The sequence below is a fragment of the Acrocarpospora corrugata genome (assembly GCF_009687845.1).
Lineage (GTDB): Bacteria > Actinomycetota > Actinomycetes > Streptosporangiales > Streptosporangiaceae > Acrocarpospora > Acrocarpospora corrugata.
Genome location: NZ_BLAD01000043.1, coordinates 1 through 20,534 on the forward strand (window position 1 = coordinate 1; position 20,534 = coordinate 20,534).

A 20,534-nucleotide genomic window follows, 5' to 3' on the forward strand; every position below is an offset into this window, starting at 1 on the left:
GGCATCGGCGGGCACTCCCTCCAGGTGGTGCAGGTGGTGGGCAGGCTCAGAAAACTGGGGGTCACAGTAACCGCCCGGGAACTTCTGCAAACTCAGACGGTGGCCGGCGTGGCCGCACGCTCGGCAGCGCCGACGGCCTCGCAGTCGTCTCTCGTGGTGGAGCTGAACCCGGGCAAACTCTCCGAGTCGGCGAAATCGGTGTTCTGCCTACATCCCGGTGGCGGAAGCGCCCGCTGGTACATCCCACTCGCCGAGCAGATAGGCGCGGACGTCCGGATTTTCGGCGTGGAGGCAGTCGGCCTGCATGGCGAGGAGCCGCCGTTGCACGAGATCGGGGAAATGGCCGATCGATACTGGCGAGAAATACGGGCGGTCCAGCCTGACGGGCCGTACTTTGTCGTCGGATGGTCCTACGGGGCTATCGTCGCGCAAGAGATGGCGCGTCGGCACGGGGACCAGATGCAAGTCGTCATCCTGATCGAACCGCCGGTTCTTGAGGGTCACATTCTGCATCGCATGCACCAGATCATGGATGGCTACCAATCATCCATCGATCTGTGGGAGCGAGGCCAGACGACCATCGGGGCGGAACGTCACGAGATAGAGGAGAAGCTGCGCAGCCTGGCTGACAGGCTGGAAGTGCCACGGGAAGCCGTCACTTTGGACGAGTGGCTTCCGTACCAGACCTTGTGGCTTCTGTACAAGGCAGCGGTGGAGCACCGTCCCCGCCCTTCGAAGGCGAAGACTCTTTTGCTGGTCGGTGACGAGGTCCGTGGCTCCTCCGATGGTTCCGATTACAATCTCGGCACCTATCAGGATTACCTCGAGTACTGGGGCGACCTGTGCGTCGGCGAGTTCCGGGTGGTCGACGCGCCTGGCCCGCACCTGGAAATGCTCGCGTCCGGCCGTTCACTCGATGTCCTGATCCAGGAGATTCTCGACCTGCTGTGATCGATACCGGATCAATGGCGGTATCCGCGACTGTCGTCTTGCCAACAACCGTGGCTCACACGGACGAAGCGGCTGGAGCAAGGAGACCGAGTGATTACATCAGTGGTAATCGTGGGAGGCGGCACCGCCGGCTGGATGACCGCGACGTACCTCAAGGCGGCTTTCGGTGATCGAGTGACGGTCACGCTTGTCGAGTCGGACCGAGTGGCCACGATCGGAGTCGGCGAGGCGACGTTCAGCACCGTCCGCCACTTCTTCGACTATCTCGGCCTCGATGAGCGCGACTGGATGCCCCAGTGCTCCGGCTCCTACAAGCTGGGGATCCGGTTCGAGAACTGGAAATCCGTCGGGCATCATTTCTATCATCCCTTCGAAAGACTGCGGGCCGCAGACGGCTTCAGCCTTGCCGAATGGTGGCTCAAGCTCGATGAGTCCGGCACTGAGGAATTCGACCGTAGCTGCTTCGTCACTCCGTACCTGTGCGAGGCCAAGCGTTCGCCGCGAAACCTGGACGGGTCGTTGTTCGTGAGCAACCTCGACGGGTCGCTGGGGCGCTCGACGCTGGAAGAGCAACGTGCGCAATTCCCTTACGCCTATCATTTCGACGCCGCGCTCCTCGCTCGCTACCTCACGAAGCACGGCACGGCGCAGGGTGTGCGGCACGTGGTCGACGACGTGGTCAATGTCGGCCGGGACGAGAAGGGCTGGATCAGTCATATCTCGACTCGCGAGCACGGCCAGATCCAAGGAGATCTGTTCGTGGACTGCACCGGGTTCCGGGGTCTTCTGATCAATCAGACGCTGGGCGAGAAGTTCCAGTCATTCGAGGACGTTCTCCCCAACAACCGAGCCGTCGCGCTCCGGGTGCCTCGTGACCCGGAGCATTTTGAGATCGATCCCTATACGACTGCGGCCGCCATGGATGCCGGCTGGATCTGGACGATCCCGCTGTACGGGCGGAACGGAAACGGTTACGTCTACTCTGACGCGTTCTGCAGTCCGGAGCAGGCCGAGCGAACGCTACGCGATCACGTTGCTCCGGGGATGGACGACCTCGAAGCCAATCACATCAGGATGCGCATCGGCCGCAACAACCGATCATGGGTGAACAACTGTGTCGCGATCGGCCTGTCGAGCGCTTTCGTCGAGCCGCTGGAGTCGACCGGAATCTTCTTCATCCAGCACGCCATCGAACAATTGGTGAAGTACTTCCCCGACGATCAGTGGGACCGGACGCTCATCGACAGCTACAACGAACGCGTCGCGAATGTCGTCGATGGCGTCAAGGAGTTCCTGGTGCTGCACTACCGGGCGGCCGGCCGCGACGACACGCCCTACTGGAAGGAGGCCAAGGTACGCGCGATCCCCGACGGTCTCGCCCCGCGTCTCACGACCGCCACATCGGTGCTGCTGGATGACAACAGCATCTACCCGTCCTACCACGGGTTCGAGGTCTATTCGTGGAATACCATGCTGCTCGGTCTCGGCTACCAGCCGCGCGGCGCGAGACCGGCCCTCGCCCACATCGATCCGACGCGCGCGCGACTGGCCTTCTCAACGCTGAAGCGAGACGCCCGACAACTGGTTGATGGGCTGCCCTCCGTGCGTGAATACCTTAACTCCATCAACTGACACGCCCGCGAGTGATCGTTCGATCCCACCGCATCCGCTGACGGCCCCGTGGTTCAGAGGCCCAGCCCACGGCCCCAGGTCAGATCGCTGACCTGGGGCTTTGCCGCTGACCTGGGTTCCGGCCGGCGATAACTCTCTGGAAAGGCGATGAACCCTCACTTTCTTCGCTAAAGTTAAGATCGTCAACAAACGCCCAGGTAGGGGGATCGATGGAGTCCGAGCAGGCGCCAACTGGTATCGACCCGAACATTCCGAGCGTCGCCCGGATGTACGACTACCTGCTCGGCGGCAAGGACAACTTCGCCTCCGACCGCGCCGCCGCCCAGAAGATCATCGAACTCACGCCCAACGTGCGCGAGAGCGTCCAGGCCAACCGACGCTTCCTCAGCCGCGCCGTCAACTACCTCACCGACACCGGCGTCCGCCAGTTCCTGGACATCGGCGCGGGCCTCCCCACCCAGGAGAACGTGCACCAGGTCGCCCTCCGCGCCGCCTCCGACTCGCGCGTCGTCTACGTCGACAACGACCCGATCGTCCTCACCCACGGGCGCGCCCTGCTGGCCGACAACCGCCAGACCATCGTCCTCGACGGCGACCTCCGCGAACCCCTCGCCATCCTCAAGGACCCCCGCGCCACCGCCCACCTGGACCTGACCCGGCCCGTCGGCGTCCTCATGCTGGCCGTCCTGCACTTCATCCCCGAAGACGACCTGGCCGAGACCGTCGTCCACGCCCTCCGCGACCACCTCCCCGCCGGCAGCGCCATCGTCATCAGCCACCTCTCCTTCGGCGACCTGGACGACAACAGCCTCGCCGAAGGCACCGCCGTCTACACCCACACCACCGCCGGCGGCGTCCGCCCCCGCTCCCACGCCCAAATCCTCCGCTTCTTCGACGGCTTCACCCTCGTCAACCCCGGCCTCGTCTCCACCGACGACTGGCGCCCCGACCCCCGCACCCCCCGCCTCCCGGCCCTCCCCGGCGTAGACGGCTTCGTCGGCGTCGGCCTCCTCGACTGAGGCCGATCTCACCGTCGACAGGGTTTCGGTTCCGGCGAGCAGCGCCGGATCAGCCTGGCCAGACGAGCCGGTAGCGACCGCCGTCGGCGCGGATGATTCGTCGGGCACGGTGGAACAGATGAGGGTGGTCGTCTTCCATGTCGGCCATCTCGTCGGGGGACAGTCGGCGGACGACGTCGAAGGCTGTCACCGGGACTTCCGAGGGGTCGATCTCCAACTCCATGAGGGTTACCGCTGCCTCCAGGTATGAGGCCGGTGGCAGGTCCAGTTCGTACAGGACCCGGCCGAGAAGTTCCAGCTGTCCGCGATCACGGGCTACCAGGTCCAAAGCACAGGTGATCATCGCGTGGTGGAACAGATCCAAGCCGTTGCTTGCGTTGATGGCATTGAGGGCCCGATTGAGAAGCTGGGACACCTCCCAGGTAGTCAGGTTCGGCAGATGCGAGACGAGCCGATCCAGTGTCTCATCAAGGTATTCCCAAGGGAGTTCGTCGGGAAATGTGGCGAGCATATCGAACACTCGCTCGAAGGCTCTGATGAGCTGGGGGTGAGGGGATTCATCGATAGGGAGCCACAGATTGTTGAGGGCAGCGAGCAGAGAGGTTGAGTTCTCCTGTTCCGTGCTGGCGATGAATGTCGCCGCTGCCCCGACGTAGCCAAAGCCTGAGCCGAGGGCTTCGGTGAGCATCGCATGGTCGGCCCTGATGTCCAGGGACGTTTGCGCGGGCAAGGCCCGCCATTTCCGCTGACGTTCTGTCGGGGGCTGGTTGTACGCCCACGCGAGGGAGTCCTCGGCTTCCCAGATGATGGTGGCTCGACTGCCAAGGATGATCGCTAGATCGGATGTCCTGGTGCCCGGGTGGGCTCGATGGGAGCCCTTCCAGAACAAAGTCAACACTCGATCGTCGCCTCCCCAGGAGCGGGCGATTCCCAGCGTCGACACCAAACTGGACCATCCATCATGTTGTGTCCCGGCACGCCAGAGATCGACCAGGTGCTGCCACCGCCGGACTGCCTCTTCGCCCGCACCGAACAGCTCCGTGGCAGTCACCGGCCCGGCAAGGACTGTCGTCAGCAAGACGAGGTTGGCCGTCTGCCGGGCTATGCGCTCGACTGCAGACAAGGATTGCGGCTCATAGGCCGAGTTGATCGGCTCCGAGCCGAAGTAGATCTCCTGGAATCGGCGCAGGAGGAGGGGTTTGAGCTGGTGACCGGGTTCAGCGAGTTCATTGAGGAACTGCGGAATTGGCGCGCGGACCGATAGGACGGCGAAGGACAGGAGCGGAGCCAACGGGCCAGAATCCTGGCGGGTGGTGAGAATTCCACCCAGCAGGCCACCCCGGTCGAGTGCGTCACGCTCTGCCTCCCGTCTGAGGAGTTCGTGGACCAGGCGCGCGATCAGGTATTCGCCGAATGTGGCGTGCAGGAATTCGTAGGTGCTTAGCTCTTCGGAGTCCTGCAGAGCGCGGGCTTGATGGATGAAGAAGAATCGGCCGATCACGGTCTGTGCTGCGGTCAGCGGTCGCTGAAATCCGGTCCCGGCAGTGGGTGGGTCCGGGATCAGTGCGGTGAGATCACGGTCCAGGTCCTCACGGGTGACCCACTGCTGTCCCCGGTTGAACATGGCGAACGCGGCGACGGAGAGTCGGAGTAGCTCTCGTTGGATCGCTGCTTCACGCTGTTGTGGCGAAAGCCCGCGCTCGTGTTTGTCGACCTCCCGCGCGGCGAAGCGGTGCAGCAGCCGCTCGTACAATTCGCCGAGCCGAAGCGTGCTGGCTCCATGCAGCGCGCCATCGGTCGCGGGGTTCGACGGGAAGGCAGAGTCGGCGTCATACAGGGCGAGCATGAGGAGAAGCAGCGGCTGTTCGGCCAGGTCCTGGTGAGCGAGCACATCTTTGCTTGACAGAGGTGTGCGGCCCTGGCTGAGGAAATGAGCGGTGTTGGCCTTGTTCCAGATGTCGATCCACAGTTTTACCTGGGCGTTTGAGAATGGTTCCAGCCGGATTGCGATCGTTCCGGCGGGCAGGCGGCAGCGGTCGGATACTGCGGTCCGGGTGGTCACGATCACGACTACTGGGCGGCCGAGTTCGGCTTCGCGGGTCTGGAATTCGGCGGCCTGGATCAGGTAGTCAGCTCGGTTGACGCCGGTGGCCTGGAGGAGTTCGTCGAGGCCGTCGAGCATGATGACCGGGAGCGCGCCTTCGGTCGATCGGGCGAGGTCAGGCCACGTCATGGACTCGCCGGTGGTGACCCGGATGGCGGCCTCGATCTGTTCCTGGATGCCGGCGTCCGCCGGAACCTGACGCAGTGGGACGCGGACGGGGAGATAGTCGGCGGACGGGAGGCGGGCGGCGAGCATCTGGACGAGCACGGATTTGCCGACGCCCGGTTGCCCGAGTGCCAGCAAGGGCCATTTCGTCGCGGATATCGAGGTCACGAAGGCCGCCAGGAAGTGCTGCAGGTCGTCGCGGACGGGCTCGGCCGCCCATGATTCCTCCAGACTGAGATCGTTGCGGCGGTCCAGGAGCCGGAAACGCGGGTTTATGTATCCGTCGGCGAGGCTCGGCAGCGCTAGACCGTCAGGTAACTCGTCGCCAGGGCTGATCGTCCGGGCCAGGCAACCTTGGTTCAGGGCCAGAATGCTTCGCAGTTTGGCCGGTGGCACCCGCCCGGAGGCCACCGAGTCGAGCATGGCGGTCAGATCGGTCAGCCCGTGCTGGAGCTGGTGCTGAGTGGCGTGATGTTCGCCCTGATTCGTCCAGAAAGCGAATTCCGGGAACTCGACGGCCAGCTGACGGTAGAGCTCGTGGTAACGGCGGGCTGCGGCTTCGGGCAACACCTTGGTGATCTGGTCGCGGGCCTGATCCTTCTGCGTCGCGGTCAGTCCCTCCCAGACGGCCAGCCCCCGGACGAAGCGCAGAAGCGAGACGTTGGCCACGCGGTAGATCGATACCTTCGCGTGAAAAGGCGTGGGTGCCTGCGGAAGATCCGCGTCCGAGGAACTCGTGACGTCGCGGACTTCGAGCCGCGGGATGTCCGGGTTCAACTCCGGCAGGAGGGAGAGTTGCTCCGCGTAGGTGAGATCCAGGTCTTCGAGGCGGAAAGGGAGTTCGATGTCGTCGAGGGCCTCGAAGAACGCGGTCGCGGTGATGATCGCCTGGGCGGCGAGCAGGCGTTCTGTTCTGGTGTGGCGGGCGGTGCCGGTGACCTTCTCGCGGAGTGAGCCGATGAGGTGGTGGCCCAGTCGTACCGCCTCGGCTTTGGCGTCGAACAGGCTGAGAGCTAGCGCGCCCGCTCCTGGGAGGGCGGCGGCCCCGAGTAGCGCGCCGCCGAGGACCTTGTCGAGCGCTCGGAGCGTGCGGGTTTCGCCGCCGAGGATTCGTACCGCTTCCGCATAGCTGAACTGCTTGGCCACCGGAGCTCCTCAGCGGTCGACTGTGCCCACACCGCCCAGAACATAAGGCTTACCGGTGTCCATTCGCGGGGGAACCGGATGATCCGGTCGCCAGTCGTGTACGGGGACCAAGCCGGGCGGGAGCAGGGTCGTACCGGAGAAGAAGTCGGTGAGGCACTGGAGGGAGCGGTCGGCGACCGGGCCCGAGGAGGTGCGGGCGTAGATGGCACGGCCCGCGTCACGGTCGGCCTGTGACATCTCGCCGGCGTAGATGTGGCTGATCACGAGGTGGCTGCCGGGCGGGAGTGCGTCGCGGACGGCGGCCACCACGCTCAGGGCGTCGCGGTCGACGGTGATGAAGTGCAGGACGGAGAGCATCAGAACAGCCGTCGGGAGCTCTGGATCGAGGTGAACGGCCAGTTCAGGGTGGTCGAAGATGGATTTGGGCTCGCGCAGGTCGCCCTCGATCGCGATCGTCTGCGAATTCTCGACGAGTAGGGCGCGGGCGTGGGCCAGGACGACCGGGTCGTTGTCGACGTACACCACGCGGGCGTCGGCGGCGATCCGCTGGGCCACCTCGTGGGTGTTCTCCTGTGTGGGCAGCCCGGCCCCGATATCGATGAACTGGCGAATCCCGACCTTCGTCAGATGCTCCACGGCCCGGCGCAGGAAGGCCCGATTCTCTCTCGCGAGTTCCCGCACCCCCGGAACCAGGCGAATGACCTCTTCGGCCGCCTCCCGATCCGCGCCGAAGTTGTCCTTGCCCCCGAGCCAGTAGTCGTACATCCGCGCGACACTGGGAACAGCAGGATTGATCCCCGGTGATACCTCGTCCGATTCGCTCATATGCGCTCCTCGACCCCATGACGGAAGCCAATACTAGAGCGACATCGGCGATATGTGACGCGCCGATAGACCACAGGCGGAATGTACCTAACTACATCGCAGCATTAGTCGGTCAGGCGTCGGCGTAGCAGGCAGAACTCGTTGCCCTCTGGGTCGGCCAGGACGTGCCAGGATTCCTCGCCCGTCTGACCGACGTCGGCGGGCTTGGCGCCAATGGCCAGCAGGCGCTCAAGTTCGGCATCCTGGTCTCGATCGGTGGGACTCACGTCGATATGCAGCGGCAGTATGCCAGCCTTCGGCCTGTCGCTCGGACTGAAGACGATCGTCGGCTGGAGCCCGCCGAAGCCTTCGTCCTCAGGACCGATCTCGACGCTGCCCTCGACGCGACCGAGGACGACGTAGCCGAGCACGTCACACCAGAATGCGGCGAGGCGTTCGGGGTCTCGGCTGTCGATCACCAATTCACTGATACGGCACGCCATGCGGTTGTTGGTACCCGGCTCAACTCCCGCCATGCGCGCGTGGAGCGGCATCCGACACTGCGAGCCCGGCGTAGGTCTCCGGTCACAGCATCAGCAAAATATCCGTCGTCGGTCCAACACGCGTCGATGAACGAAACAGTCACCCTGAATGACGACGGCGACGGGTGATCGTGCCGGTCGAAAGCGGCGGACAGGAGGCGTCCTGACGTGCCCCGTCTCAGCAGCATTCCGCTGCAGTCGGTGGCTGAGCACTCCTTGAATTCGGTTGGGTCTTCCGACCAGCCCGCAGTCGCCAGACTTCGTGCGATATCGCGTTCCTTGGATTCGGGTGCCAGGACCACGTAGACCCAGGCGCCGCTGTTCGCGGAATCGCAGCCATTCGCCGAAGCAACCTCTACGACGGCTCCCGTCGGAAAAGCCGCGTCCGGAACCTCGGCACGTATCGCGGAGTTCTCCTTCTCGGCGGTAGCCAGACACCGCTCCATACGGGCCTGGCCGGACGACTCGGAGCATCCCGTGATCTGCGTCATCAGGATGGCGGCGAGCCCGGCGGCCAGAGGGCTGGGACTCAGCTTCTGCGTTCGCGGCCGTGGTCGTCGGCGGATCTGCTTCCACATCACGGGGTCTGGGGTGCCAGGATTCGGGCGGATTCTGATTCCTGGGCGAGGCGGCGGATGGTGTCCAGGACCCGGCCGTACATGACTGTGCCGATGATGTGGGCTTCCACGGTTGTTTCGCGTGGGGCGTCGAATGGGATTTTGTGGATTTCGTGGGTTTGGACCAGGGTTTGGGCGGCGGTGGCGTAGGGGGTTAGGTCGGCGAGGGTGGGGTCGGTGCCGAGGGTGCGGAGGGTGACGATGGTTTGGGCTAGTTCTTCGCGGGCGGGGGCTTTGGGCTCGATCTTCCAGTCGTAGTCGGCGATTAGTTGGTCGACCATTTCGCGGGCCTCTTGCCAGTCCGGGGATTCTTCGTGGGGTTCGACGCCGGGGCTGAGGGCGTAGTGGGCGGTGCCGAGCATCTGGTGCACGCCGAGGTTCTCGTCGTCCACGGCGTCGATCACTTTGCGGATGGAGGCCACGGGGAGGCGGCCGACTTCGAGCAGGGCGCGGATCAGGCGGAGGCGGCGGAGGTGGGCCTGGCCGTACTCGGCGCGGGTGGCGGAGGTCTGTTCGCCCTGGGGGAGGAGGCCTTCGCGCAGGTAGTACTTGATGGTCGGGATGGGCACCCCGGATTCGGCGCTGAGCTGGGAGATCCGCATGAGAAGAGGGTACTCGTTGGTTGGACAGTAATGCTATCCAACACATAACCGAGCAAGCGCTTGCCTAAGCATTTTGGGCGGGTTAGCGTGGCGAGCGTCCCGCCGGGTCGGATCGCGCCCCGTCCCGGCGGGTCTGGGAGGGCATTGCGGGACTTGACACGACACGATCGCGCTCCGTCCCGGCGGGTTTGGGAGGGGATGTGCGGCAGGAGTTGGGTGGGAGGGCTGCCGTCGCGGGGGTGGGGATGACCGCGTTGAGCAGGGGGTCGGGGCGGTCGGAGTTGGAGCTTGCCGTTGAAGCGTGTCGGGGGGCGCTGGCGGATGCGGGGGTGGGTACGGCCGATGCCGTTCTGAGCTACCACATGAACGATTCCGTGGGTGCGGTTCAGGTGGCCAGGGCGTTGCGGATTGAGCCGGTGGGGTGGCATAACGACATCAGCGGTGGGGGGACGCAGTGTGCGTCGATCCTGGGGGACGCGGCGATGTTGATTGCGTCGGGTGTTGCCCGGACTGTGTTGATTTATCGTGCGATGAACGGTCGGTCGGGGAAGCGGATGAACGTGGCTTCCATCGGGCCGCAGGAGGCTTTCACTGTTCCGTATGGGATGGCGGGGCCGATTCCGCTTTTTGCGTTGGCCGCGCAGCGGTACCTCTATGACACGGGGCTGACGGAGGAGCATCTGCACGCGGTTGTGGCGCAGTCGCGGGACAACGCGGCCGGCAATCCGCGGGCGCTCCGGCGCGAACCGCTCAGTCTGGAGGACTATCTGGCCGCGCCGTTCGTGTCCACGCCGCTGCGTAACGTCGACTGCTGCCAGGAGACGGACGGCGCGTGCGCTCTCGTCGTGACCGGCGTGTCCAGGGCGCCCGACGCGCCCCGGATCCACACCGTGGTCAGGGGTGGTGGTTCCGGGTGTTCGACGATGGACGTCGCCGACGATGTCACGCGGATCTTCTCCGGGTATGTCGCCCCGCGATTGTGGGATGAATCCGGAATGTCCCCTGGGCAGGTGGACGTGCCGGTGCTGTATGACGCGTACTCATGGTTGGTGCCCCGGCAGCTCGCGGACTTTGGGCTGGCCGAGCCCGGGGACATTGGTGATTATCTGCTCAAACGGGCGCACGCGCGGGTGAACCCCCATGGTGGGCTGCTCTCCGAGGGGTACGTGCACGGCCTGAACAATGTCGCCCAGGCCGTCCGTGAGCTAAGGCGAGCAGGCGGAGTCGCGCTCGTCACCGGGTTCGGCGGTTCCTACGGCAGTGCCGCGCTCATTGAGCGTTCTTGATCCAGAAGGACGCGGCGACCAGTTCGGCGACCAAGGTCTCGGTGAGCAGGGCCACGTCGGGGTCGTCGTCGTGGCGGTAGCGGATCGAAGCCGCCTGCCCGTCGAGTTCGCCGCCGACCGTGAGTACGGCGGAGTTCCGCTGCCGGATCCACTCCATCGCCTGCTCGTCGTATCGGGAACCGGGGAAGACGAGCGCGCGGTAGTCGTATGTTTTCGTGAGGTATACGTCCACGTGTGACCAGTCGCCGGTCTCGCAGGCGTCGGCCTGGCGGCGGGGGCCCTCCCGGAACATCAGCGCCGACTGCTGCGCCGACGACAACCGTCCGGCGGGCGCGATCGTGTACACGCCGTGCGGCCCGTCCAGCACCGAGATCGCCTGATCAAGCCACTCAGCGCGCCGATCGAGCAGATCCGCGCTCCCCTCAGCCGCCCGACGAACAAGTCCGGAAATATCCGCACCTGCTCCCGTGAGCCGATCGACCAGCCCCAGCAGCAGCACCAGTGTGTGCTGAAATGTCCGGCAAGCGACTCCGCCGGCCTCTTCCCCGGCCACCATGGGCACCACGAAATCCGCGCCCTCCGTGACCGCGGACCCCGGCTTGTTGGTCAGCGCCACCACCCGCGACCGGCCCCGATACCGCGCCACCGCGTCCAGCGTCTCCCGGCTACCCCCAGACGCCGAAATCGCCACCACCAACGTCGCCGGATCAGCCGGATACCCCACATCCGCCGACGCGTACTCCGCCACCGCGTCGATCCCCGCCGCCCGCAACCGCAGCGCCGCGACCCCGGCCGCGTACCGGGAACTCCCCATCCCCAGAAAAACGACCCGCCGCGCATCCACCGGCACACCACTCAGCAGCCCACCGGCCTCCCACGCGTCGGCGAGCGCCGCCAACGCCTCCGGTTTCGCTTCCAAATCAGCCAGATACCGCCCAGCGTCCATCAGAGACCTTCCACTCTCGAACCAGTCACACCGCCACCGCTGCGGACATCGGCCTGCCGCAGGCGCCGGGCGGCGTCTATCGATCTAAAACCAGCTACGCAGAACGCCCATCGGCGCGTACCGCCACCGCGGCAGATGCCGTGCCGCGTAGATGAGCTCCCGGCACTCCTGCTCGACCTCGAACGGCCGCACCAGCGACCGATCCAGCAACTCCGACCGCCCCGCCTCCGCCAATGTCGCGACATATGCCGTTTCGAGCGCCTCCCGCGTCATCCACGCCCACGCCACCATGGCCTGCGGATCGGCCTCCCGCCGCTTCACGGCCACCTGCGCCACATGCTCCAGACTGGTCGCCAGCTGGGCCAGATCCCGCGCCGCCGGCTGGTACGGCAAAGCCTCCGTAACCGTCGGATTCCCATCGAAGTCCACCACCGCGAACCCATCCCGCCACCGAAGCACCTGCCCCACATGCAGATCCCCGTGAATCCGCAACACCGGCGTCTCCCCAGCCACCGCCAGCGGCGCCAGCTCCCGCCGCAGATCCCCCTCATGCGCCGCCAGCCAGGCCGAATCCTCCGCGTCCTCGGTCACCCGCAACGCCTCGGCCAGCGCCTCCCCGGCCCGCCCGAACCAGGACCCCGCCGCCATCCGGACCGGCTCCGGCCACACCGGCGACGGCGTCGCCATCGCCACGTGCAGCTCGGCCGCGATCCGCCCCAGCTCCCCGGCGAAAGCCGTACCCCCGGAGACGGCCTCGTCGACGCACCACTCCCACCCGTCGGTGGCCTCCGGCAGATACGCGGTCACCAGCGCGAGCAGCGCCTCCCCGCAGAACACCGCCGCGTACGGCTCCGCGATCCGCCCGAACCCCACCACCGCCAGATGCGCGAACAACTCAGGTGCGGGCGAATCATCAGAAGGCCTCGCAAACCACTTAACCACTACGGTTTCACCTACGATCACCGAGTGGTTGGTCTGATCGGCCGGAATGACCCGCTCCCCGGCCGGGATGGGTGGAAGGGGCCGCATGAGCCGTACGGCGAAAGGCTCCGGCGCGTCGGACAGCGCGCCGAGCAGCCGCTCCGACAGCCCCGGTTCGATCGGGAGCCCCGGGATCAGGGTGGCCGCCGGCGCCAGCCGCCACTGGGGAGTGTCCACGTCTGCTCCTGAACGTCGCTTCAACTAGAAACACAAATGTAAAGCTCACCGTGCTCAGCAAAGTCTTGTCTAAGTTGAGTTCTCCTGCAACACTCGCGAATCATCAGGAAGGGAGCGCCGCTTGTCCGGAGATCTCACGAAGGCTGCTGAGACTTCGCGGAGGCCGCGCGGCTGGGGTAGAGCCGCCGCGTCGGTGTTCTTCCTCGCGCCGGGGCTGACCCTGCTGATCGTGCTGGCCATCGTGCCCATGATCCTGATGCTGACCTACATGTTCTTCCCGCGCGGGCGCTTCGGCGGGGTGGTGTACGAGTTCACCCTGGAGAACTTCGCCCGCCTCAACGACCCCCTCTACCTGGGCGTCATCGGCGACTCTTTCGTCATCGCGGGCACGGTCACCCTGCTCGCGCTGGTGATCGGCTACCCGACCGCGTACGCGATCGCGCAACTGCCGCAGCGCTGGAAGACCATCGCGCTGCTGGCGATCATGCTGCCGTTCTGGACCAACTTCCTGATCCGGATCTACGCCTGGATCGTGCTGCTGTCCGGGCCCGGCCTGGTCAACAGAGCGCTCATCGGCATCGGGCTGATCGACGAGCCGCTGGCGTTCCTCTACAACGAGGGCACCATCGTGCTCGGTCTGCTCTACGGCTACCTTTCGCTCATGATTCTGCCGATCTACTCGGCCGTGGAGCGGCTGGATCCCCGGCTGCGGGAGGCGTCCGCCAACCTGGGCGCGACGCCGGTCCGCACCTTCTTCAGCGTGACGCTGCCGCTGACCCTGCCCAGCGCGCTGATCGGCGCGGTGCTGGTGTTCGTGCCGAGCTTCGGCAACTACGTGGTGCCCGAGCTGCTCGGCGGCGGTAAGGCGATCATGCTGGGCAACATGATCAGGGACCAGTTCCTGAAGGCCAGGGACTGGCCGTTCGGCGCGACCCTGGCCCTGGTCATGATCCTGGTCACCTGCGTGCTGCTCATCGCGCAGGCCGTGGTCTCCCGGAGGGTGCGCAATGCGTAGGCGGAACCGCGCGGTCTACGCGCCGCTCTGGCTCACCTACCTGTTCTTCTACACGCCGATCGCGGTCATGGTGGTGATGTCGTTCAACTCCAGCGACGCGCCGTTCGTCTTCGAGGGCTTCAGCCTGAAGTGGTACGGCGCGCTGGCCGAGAACGAGAACGTCCTGCACGGCCTGGTCAACACGCTGATCGTGGCGGTGGGCACGACGGTCGTGGCCACCGTCGTCGGCACCATGCTCGCGGTCGGGCTGGCCCGCCACACCCGGTCCAAGGTGCTGGAGGCGCTCGGCACGCTGCCCGCCATCCTGCCGGAGCTGATGCTCGCGGTCGGGCTGATCATCTTCTACTCCGCGGTGCAGTTCACCCTCGGCCTGCACTCGATTCTGCTGGCGCACCTGACCTTCGGCATCCCGCTGGTCGCGGTCGTGGTGCGGGTCCGGCTGGCCTCCATGGACATGTCCCTGGAGGAGGCCTCCCGCGACCTGGGCGCGGGGGCGGTGCCCACCTTCCTGCGGATCACGCTGCCCGGCCTGATGCCGGGCGTCGCCGCGGGGGCGCTGCTGGCGTTCACCTTCTCGCTGGACGAGTTCGTGCTGGCCTTCTTCACCGCGGAGCCGACCGAGCCGACGCTGCCGATCGTGATCTACTCGATGATCCGGTTCGGCGTGACCCCCGACATCAACGCCCTGGCGACGATCCTGCTGGCGGTCAGCTGCACCGCCGTGATCGCCGTCCAGCGGATGACCAGACTGACGGAGTCCTTCAAATGACGCTGCTTTCCATCGAGGGAGTCTCCCGGAAGTTCGGGGACGTGATAGCTCTCGACGAGGTCAGCCTCGACATCCGGGCGGGCGAGTTCTTCGCCCTGCTCGGGCCGTCGGGCTGCGGCAAGACCACGCTGCTGCGCATCCTGGCCGGCTTCGAGTGGCCGGACCGGGGGGCGGTCCGGCTGGACGGCGCCGACCTGCTCCGGCAGCCGCCGCACCGGCGGCCGGTCAACCTGATGTTCCAGTCGTACGCGCTGTTCCCGCACATGACCGTGGCCAAGAACGTGGCCTACGGGCTGGAGCGGGAGGGCCTGCCCCGCGAGGAGATCAAGAAGCGGGTCGGCGAGGTGCTGGCGAAGGTCGGGCTGGACACGATGGCCGGGCGGCGGCCCAGCCAGCTGTCCGGCGGCCAGCAGCAGCGCGTCGCGCTGGCCCGCGCCATCGTGAAGCGCCCCCGCATGCTGCTGCTGGACGAGCCGCTGTCGGCGCTGGACAAGAAGGTCCGCGCGGAGATGCAGCTGGAGCTCAAGCGGCTGCAGGTCGAGGTCGGGATCACCTTCGTGGTGGTCACCCACGACCAGGAGGAGGCCATGTCGCTGGCCGACCGGATCGCGGTCATGGACAACGGCAGGATCGAGCAGGTGGACGCGCCGATCGCCCTCTACGACAGGCCGCGCACCCGCTTCGTCGCCGACTTCATCGGCGCCAACAACCTGTTCACCGGCACGATCACCGGCAACGGCTTCGAGGTCCCCGGCCTCGGCTACCTGCCCTGCAAGCCCGAGCTGCCGAACGGGCTCGCGGTGCTGGCCGTGCGTCCCGAGCGGGTACGGCTCGGCGATCCCGGCCGCGGGGCCGCCGACGGGATCGTGGCCGACGTGAGCTTCTTCGGCGGGATCTCGCACATCGCGGTGGACGTGTCGGGGCACGACCGTAAGGTGCTGGCGGCCACGCAGGGCGCGGCGCGGATCACGCCCGGGGCGGCCGTGGGGCTGTTCTGGAACCCGGACGACGCGGTGCTCGTGCCCGCCTGAGCGTGTTCAGGCGCTTTGGGCGCGTGGGGTGGCCGGGCGGCGGGCAGCCGTCGTCCGGTGCGGGGCCGCGGTCAGTTTTAGGGCGTGGCCGGTGGCCAGGCGGGCGTAGCCGAGGATGAGTTCCACGGCCTCGTCGGCGCCGATGCTGTGGTGGCGGGCGACGATGCGGTAGCCGTACGCGTCCTCCAGGGCGACCAGGTTGCGGCCGATGGTCTCGGAGTCCTGGGCCAGGGTGAAGGCGTTGTGCGCGGCGCCCACCTCCAGGATGGTCTGGTACATGGCGACCTGGCGGTCGTAGAGGGTGGTCAGCAGCGTGCCGTACACCCGGTTGCGGCCGGCCGCGCCGCCGAGTTCGCAGAGCAGGCGCACGCCCGCGTCGTCCGGGCCCTGGGGCAGGCCGGAGCGGATCGTGACGATGAGCTTCTGGGCGGGGTCGGCGATGCCGGTGATCTTCTTCATCCGCTGCTCGTAGAAGCGCTCCATGCCCGCGTGATGCGCCTCGATCAGCAGATCCCGCAGGTCCGGGTAGTGGTAGAGGACCGCGCCTGAGGTAAGGCCCGCCTCTTCGGCGATCTGGTTCAGATGCACCCCCTCCGCGCCGTGCTGGATCATGGCGCGCCGGGCCGCGTCGATCAGCTCGATCCGCCGATCTGCCTTGCTCTTGCGCTGCGTCATGACACCCGTCCCAGTCTGAACGATCTCACAACTAGTCTCGCAGGTCTTGACGTAGGAACTCGATGGGTATTTGAATCACGATTCAACAAACATGGGCGAGAAGGAGACGCGGTGCTCAAGGATGCGGCTCCCCGGGTCTTCTGGACGGCTGACCAAACTCTTCCGGCATACCCACCTTTGCACGGACGTACTACTGCGGATTTGCTCGTCGTTGGCGCGGGTTTTACGGGATTGTGGGCGGCCGTGCTCGCGAAGCGGGAGAACCCCGCGTGCGATGTCGTCCTGGTGGACGCGCACACCGTCGGGTTCGGGGCGACCGGGCGGAACGGGGGCTTCATCTCCGACTCGCTCACGCACGGGCTGACCCATGGCGTGCACCGCTGGCCTGGGGAGATGGAGCTGCTGCTGGCGCTGGGGCGGGAGAACCTGGCGGAGATCGCCGCGTTCGTGGCCGAGCACCGCATCGACGCCGATCTGCGGCTGGTCGGCAAGACCAATGTCGCGGTCGAGCCGTACCAGGTCGACGATCTGCGCAGAGCGGAAAAACTCCATCGGGAGTACGGCGAGGACGTCACCTTCCTCGGCCGGGACGAGATGCGCTCCGACGTGGACTCGCCCACCTATCTGGCGGGGCTGCGGATCCGGGGGACCGGCGGCGTGGTCGATCCGGCCAAGCTGGCCTGGGGGATGCTGCGGGTCGCGGGCGATCTGGGCATCCGGATCTACGAGAACACCACGGTCACCGGCCTGGACCGGGCCGGACCGGCAGTCAGGGTGACCACCGGGACGGGCGTCGTGCAGGCCCGCCAGGTCCTGCTGGCCACCAACGCCTTCCCCGCGCCGCTGCGGCGGCTGCGGCACTTCGTGCTGCCGGTGTGGGACTACGTGCTGGTCACCGAACCGCTGGACGCGGGACGGCGGGCGTCGCTGAACTGGCCGGAAGGGCAGGGGATCACCGACGCGGGCAACCAGTTCCACTACTACCGGCTCATCCGCGACCAGCGCGTCCTCTTCGGGGGGTACGACGCCGTCTACAACTTCGGCGGGGCCGGCAGCGACCAGCGCGCGGGTTCACACCGGCTGCTGGCCCGCCATTTCTACGAGACGTTCCCCCAGCTGGAGGGCGTGCGCTTCACCCACAGGTGGGGTGGCATGATCGACTCCACCAGCCGTTTCACCCCCTTCTTCGGCACCGCGATGGGAGGCCGGGTGGCGTACGCGCTCGGCTACACCGGTCTCGGCGTCGGCGCGTCCCGGTTCGGCGCTCTGGTCGGCCTGGACCTGCTCGCCCGCAGGAGCACCCCCAGAACCGGCCTGCGCATGGTCCGGCGGCACCCCGTGCCGTTCCCGCCGGAGCCGCTGCGCTGGCCGGTGGTCGAGTTCACCCGCCGCGCCCTGGCCCGCGCCGACGAGAACGAGGGCCGCCGAGGGCCCTGGCTGCGCGTCCTAGACCGATTCGGTATCGGTTTCGACAGTTGAACAGGTAAGGAACCACCCGGATGACCATCCTCATCAACCCCGCCACCGGAGAACCCGTCGACGAGGTACCTGACAGCACTCCCGAGGACGTCTCGGCGGCGGTACGCGCCGGGCGGGACGCCTTCGAGCAGTGGAAGGACACCACCCCCGCGGACCGGGCCCGGTTGCTGCTGCGCCTGGCCGACCTGGTCGAGGCCGACGCCGAGGAACTCACCCGCCTGGAGGTCGAGGAGACCGGCAAACCGGCCGCCGTCTTCCGGGACGGCGAGCTCCCCTTCGCCATCGACAACCTGCGCTTCTTCGCCGGCGCGGCCCGCTCCCTGGACGGCACCGGCGCCGGCGTGCTCAGCTCCGGTTACACCTCGGCGCTGATCCGCCGCCCGATCGGGGTGATCGGCTCGATCGCGCCGTGGAACTTCCCGTTCATCATGGGCGTCTGGAAGGTCGGCCCCGCGCTCGCCGCCGGCAACGCGGTGGTCATCAAACCGGCTCCCGCGACCCCGCGCAGCACGCTCCGCCTGGCCGCCCTGCTGGCCGAGGCGGGCGCTCCCGAAGGACTGCTCCAGGTCGTCACCGGCGGCGCCGACGTCGGCCAGGCTCTGGTCACCCACCCCGGCGTCGACATGGTCGGCGTCACCGGCTCCACCGCGACCGGCCGCGCCGTCATGAGGGGCGCCGTGGAGGGCCTCAAACGGGTGCATCTCGAACTGGGCGGCAAGGCGCCCGCCCTGGTGTTCGAGGACGCCTCCATCGAGGACATGGCCTTCGGGGTCACCATGGGCGCGACGTACAACACCGGGCAGGACTGCACCGCCGCCACCCGCGTCTACATCGCCAGATCCCGCTACGACGAGGCCGTGGAGGCCCTGCACGCCGCGATGGAGCAGGTCCGCCCGGGAGATCCCTGGTCCGAGGAGACCGACATCGGCCCGCTCATCTCGGCCGCGCACCGCGACCGGGTGCACGGGTTCGTCACCCGCGCCTCCGGCCGGGTCGTGTTGGGCGGCAAGCCGATCGAGGCGCCCGGCTTCTTCTACCCGCCGACGCTGATCGCCGACGCCGAGCAGGGCAGCGAGATCGTCCAGGGCGAGGTCTTCGGCCCCGTCCTGGTGGCGCTCCCGTTCGACGACGAGGACGAGGCGATCCGCCTGGCCAACGACACGCCCTACGGGCTGGCCTCCTCCATCTGGTCGACCGACGTGGCCCGCGCGCTGCGGGTGGCCCACCAGCTCGACGTGGGCGTCACCTGGATCAACGACCACCTGCCGATCGCTTCAGAAGCGCCGCACGGCGGCGTGAAGGGCAGCGGGTTCGGCAAGGACATGAGCCAGGAGGCCGTGCAGGAGTACTCCGTGGTCCGCCATCTGATGATCAAGCACGCGGCGCCCGAGGCGCGTGACTCGTTCCGGCCGGCCTGAGGTTCTCGATGATCGTCACGTTGGCCTGGCCGCCGCCCTCGCACATGGTCTGCAGGCCGTACCTGCCGCCGGTGGAGGTCAGTTCGTGGATGAGGGAGGTCATCAGGCGGGCTCCGGTCGCGCCGAGGGGGTGACCGAGGGCGATGGCCCCGCCGTTGGGGTTGACCCTGGCGGGGTCGGCGCCGGTCTCCTTGAGCCAGGCGAGGACGACGGGGGCGAAGGCTTCGTTGATCTCGACGACGTCGATGTCGCCGATCTTCAGGCCAGATTTGGCGAGGGCGCGGGCGGTGGCCGGGATGGGGGCCGAGAGCATCATGATCGGGTCGTCGGCGCGGACGGAGAGATGATGGATTCTGGCGAGCGGAGTGAGGCCGTGGGCGCGGAGCGCGGCGGGGGAGGCGATCAGCAGCGCGGCGGCGGCGTCGGAGAGCTGCGAGGAGACGGCGGCGGTGAGCCGGCCGCCTTCGACGAGCGGTTTCAGCGCGGCCATCCGGGCCGGCGAGGTGTCCCGGCGCGGGCCTTCGTCGATGGTGACAGCGTTATACGGGGATATTTCGTCATCGAAGCGGCCGGTGTCGATCGCGTGCAGAGCCCGGCGGTGGGATTCGCAGGCGTACGCCTCCATCTCCTCGCGGGTGATCTCCCAGCGGTCGGCCATCAGCTCCGCGCCGCGGAACTGCGAGACCTCCTGGTCGCCGTACCGGGCGGCCCATCCGGACGAGCCGTGGAACGGCGTCGCGAAGCCGAGCTGCTGCCCGGCCGTCATGGCGTATCCGATCGGGACCATGCTCATGTTCTGCACGCCCCCGGCCACCACCAGATCGGCGTTCCCGCTCTGTACGGCCATCGCCGCGAAGTGCACCGCCTGCTGCGAAGACCCGCACTGCCGATCCACGGTCACCCCGGGAACCTCCTGCGGCAACCCCGCCGCCAGCCAGCACGTACGGGCGATGTCCCCCGCCTGCGGCCCCAGCGCGTCCACACAACCGAAGACCACATCCTCGACCGCCGATGGATCGACCCCGGTGCGATCCATCAACGCCCGGAGCGCGTGCGCCCCCAGATCCGCCGGATGGACCCCGGCCAGCCCCCCGCCCCGCCGCCCCACCGGAGTGCGGACCGCCCCGACGATGAACGCCTCCGTCATGACCCCTCCGCCCAGAACCTTGTTCCGA

Annotated in this window: 17 protein-coding genes; 9 read left to right on the plus strand and 8 right to left on the minus strand. The window is 67.1% G+C overall.

The features are described 5' to 3' along the window. The 3 genes from Acor_RS10625 to Acor_RS10635 form a co-directional block, all read left to right on the plus strand. A partial coding sequence (locus Acor_RS10625) for a thioesterase domain-containing protein (protein WP_155336423.1) occupies positions 1-951 on the plus strand: 951 nt, incomplete at its 5' end. A 90-nt stretch (positions 952-1,041) separates the two neighbouring features. Continuing rightward, positions 1,042-2,583: a tryptophan halogenase family protein gene (locus tag Acor_RS10630; protein ID WP_155336424.1), complete on the plus strand. Its 1,542-nt coding sequence runs from the start codon at positions 1,042-1,044 to the stop codon at positions 2,581-2,583. 209 nt (positions 2,584-2,792) lie between these two features. Further along, positions 2,793-3,602, plus strand: coding sequence for an SAM-dependent methyltransferase (locus tag Acor_RS10635; protein ID WP_155336425.1), 810 nt, complete (start codon positions 2,793-2,795; stop codon positions 3,600-3,602). Between the two features lie 49 nt (positions 3,603-3,651). On the opposite strand, the gene Acor_RS10640 is transcribed toward Acor_RS10635, so the two are convergent. The 4 genes from Acor_RS10640 to Acor_RS10655 all read right to left on the minus strand — a co-directional run bounded on the left by Acor_RS10640 (position 3,652) and on the right by Acor_RS10655 (position 9,582). After that, positions 3,652-7,017, minus strand: a complete 3,366-nt coding sequence (locus tag Acor_RS10640; protein WP_155336426.1) for an NACHT domain-containing protein — start codon at positions 7,015-7,017, stop codon at positions 3,652-3,654. Positions 7,018-7,026: 9 nt separating this feature from the next. Continuing rightward, a complete protein-coding gene (locus Acor_RS10645) occupies positions 7,027-7,842 on the minus strand; it encodes an SAM-dependent methyltransferase (RefSeq protein WP_155336427.1) in 816 nt (271 codons plus the stop codon). A 104-nt stretch (positions 7,843-7,946) separates the two neighbouring features. Further along, complete coding sequence (locus Acor_RS10650; protein ID WP_155336428.1) at positions 7,947-8,324, minus strand: VOC family protein; 378 nt, start codon at positions 8,322-8,324, stop codon at positions 7,947-7,949. A 616-nt stretch (positions 8,325-8,940) separates the two neighbouring features. After that, a complete protein-coding gene (locus Acor_RS10655; protein ID WP_155336429.1) occupies positions 8,941-9,582 on the minus strand; it encodes a MerR family transcriptional regulator in 642 nt (213 codons plus the stop codon). A 245-nt stretch (positions 9,583-9,827) separates the two neighbouring features. Between Acor_RS10655 and Acor_RS10660 the strand changes: the two genes are divergently transcribed. Further along, positions 9,828-10,868, plus strand: a complete 1,041-nt coding sequence (locus Acor_RS10660) for a thiolase C-terminal domain-containing protein (RefSeq protein ID WP_155336430.1) — start codon at positions 9,828-9,830, stop codon at positions 10,866-10,868. On the opposite strand, the gene Acor_RS10665 is transcribed toward Acor_RS10660, so the two are convergent. Both Acor_RS10665 and Acor_RS10670 read right to left on the minus strand, forming a co-directional pair. Further along, on the minus strand, positions 10,852-11,814 hold the full coding sequence (locus Acor_RS10665; RefSeq protein ID WP_155336431.1) for an SIS domain-containing protein: 963 nt from the start codon (positions 11,812-11,814) through the stop codon (positions 10,852-10,854). The genes Acor_RS10660 and Acor_RS10665 overlap by 17 nt on opposite strands. A gap of 84 nt (positions 11,815-11,898) precedes the next feature. Further along, positions 11,899-12,972 (minus strand): aminoglycoside phosphotransferase, encoded by a 1,074-nt coding sequence (locus tag Acor_RS10670; protein WP_155336432.1) that lies wholly within the window; start codon positions 12,970-12,972, stop codon positions 11,899-11,901. A gap of 121 nt (positions 12,973-13,093) precedes the next feature. Between Acor_RS10670 and Acor_RS10675 the strand changes: the two genes are divergently transcribed. From Acor_RS10675 to Acor_RS10685, 3 genes are read left to right on the plus strand one after another with little or no spacing between them, the layout of a single operon-like run. Beyond that, on the plus strand, positions 13,094-13,987 hold the full coding sequence (locus Acor_RS10675) for an ABC transporter permease (RefSeq protein ID WP_246238561.1): 894 nt from the start codon (positions 13,094-13,096) through the stop codon (positions 13,985-13,987). Next, positions 13,980-14,756: an ABC transporter permease gene (locus tag Acor_RS10680; RefSeq protein ID WP_155336433.1), complete on the plus strand. Its 777-nt coding sequence runs from the start codon at positions 13,980-13,982 to the stop codon at positions 14,754-14,756. Before Acor_RS10675 ends, Acor_RS10680 begins: the two co-directional genes overlap by 8 nt. Further along, positions 14,753-15,787, plus strand: a complete 1,035-nt coding sequence (locus Acor_RS10685) for an ABC transporter ATP-binding protein (protein WP_155336434.1) — start codon at positions 14,753-14,755, stop codon at positions 15,785-15,787. Before Acor_RS10680 ends, Acor_RS10685 begins: the two co-directional genes overlap by 4 nt. 6 nt (positions 15,788-15,793) lie before the next feature. On the opposite strand, the gene Acor_RS10690 is transcribed toward Acor_RS10685, so the two are convergent. Then, a complete protein-coding gene (locus Acor_RS10690; RefSeq protein ID WP_155336435.1) occupies positions 15,794-16,462 on the minus strand; it encodes a TetR/AcrR family transcriptional regulator in 669 nt (222 codons plus the stop codon). A 111-nt stretch (positions 16,463-16,573) separates the two neighbouring features. Here Acor_RS10690 and Acor_RS10695 point away from each other — a divergent pair, with 111 nt between their 5' ends. Both Acor_RS10695 and Acor_RS10700 read left to right on the plus strand, forming a co-directional pair. Next, entirely contained in the window at positions 16,574-17,941 is a 1,368-nt protein-coding gene (locus Acor_RS10695) for an NAD(P)/FAD-dependent oxidoreductase (RefSeq protein WP_281353201.1), read from the plus strand. Between the two features lie 20 nt (positions 17,942-17,961). Then, entirely contained in the window at positions 17,962-19,359 is a 1,398-nt protein-coding gene (locus tag Acor_RS10700; RefSeq protein ID WP_155336437.1) for an aminobutyraldehyde dehydrogenase, read from the plus strand. Here the strand turns inward: Acor_RS10700 and Acor_RS10705 are convergent. Further along, entirely contained in the window at positions 19,313-20,506 is a 1,194-nt protein-coding gene (locus Acor_RS10705) for an acetyl-CoA C-acetyltransferase (RefSeq protein ID WP_155336438.1), read from the minus strand. The genes Acor_RS10700 and Acor_RS10705 overlap by 47 nt on opposite strands. Between the last annotated feature and the right edge of the window lie 28 nt (positions 20,507-20,534).